Source organism: Alloalcanivorax balearicus MACL04 (genome assembly GCF_025532145.1).
In the GTDB taxonomy this organism is placed as follows: domain Bacteria; phylum Pseudomonadota; class Gammaproteobacteria; order Pseudomonadales; family Alcanivoracaceae; genus Alloalcanivorax; species Alloalcanivorax balearicus.
Genome location: NZ_ARXS01000073.1, coordinates 1 through 741, shown reverse-complemented (window position 1 = coordinate 741; position 741 = coordinate 1). Strand labels below are relative to the sequence as shown.

Genomic DNA, 741 nt, shown 5'->3' with positions numbered 1-741 from the left:
GGGAACACATCCGCCGTTACATGGAGGAGGGCGGTCCGCCACTGCAGCCAGGTGATCAGTTGCGTAAGGTCAACCATGACAAACTACCGGAATTTCCGCCTGAAGTGGTCGAGGCCGCCGGCGGGCCGGCGCTGACAGAAGCGGAGTTGCTCCAATGGACACGACCGCAGCAGTAAGGGGCTGACCGAACCATGCCCGTGGACGATAAAGAACGTGGCATTCTGATTCCGGAATGGCGCAAAGAGGAGCCAGAGCTGACGTTTACAGAAGCTCAGCGCAAACGGAAGTTGTATGCACGAAAACTACCGTTGAGGGTTATGCCCTTTGATAAGGGCCAATCAGTTCACCTTCACCCAAGAGCCTTCCAAACACTCCTGCGAATCCATTCAGAAGGCATAGAAGTGGGAACTTCTATGGGGGAGGGGGTGGCTAAATACTTGGGGTTTGGTGGAGGGATTATTTGCTGTTTGGCAATTTTTTTTCTTGTCCACCCCCTGCTTGCCACAGATATTGACTGGTTCTATTCTTTTATTTTTTGTGTCTCTATTTCGTTTTTCCTTCTTGGTGTTGTCTTTATTCGTCGAGCTTTTTTTAGTCCCTCTGATCATCCGACCTTATTCAATCGCAAGACCCGGCAGGTACATGTTATCCCGCTGAAGCCACTTAACTTCCTGAAATTCTGGGAAAAGGGTAAGCCGGGTAAGATGAAGACCTACTCCTGGGATAATGTTACCGTACGAA

The 741-nt window shown here is 50.3% G+C and carries 1 protein-coding gene; it reads left to right on the top strand.

All coding sequences use genetic code 11. The features are described from left to right. Positions 1–191: 191 nt before the first annotated feature. Positions 192–741, top strand: a 550-nt coding sequence (locus MA04_RS21735; protein WP_262462856.1) for a DUF6708 domain-containing protein, incomplete at its 3' end; no start/stop codon positions are given.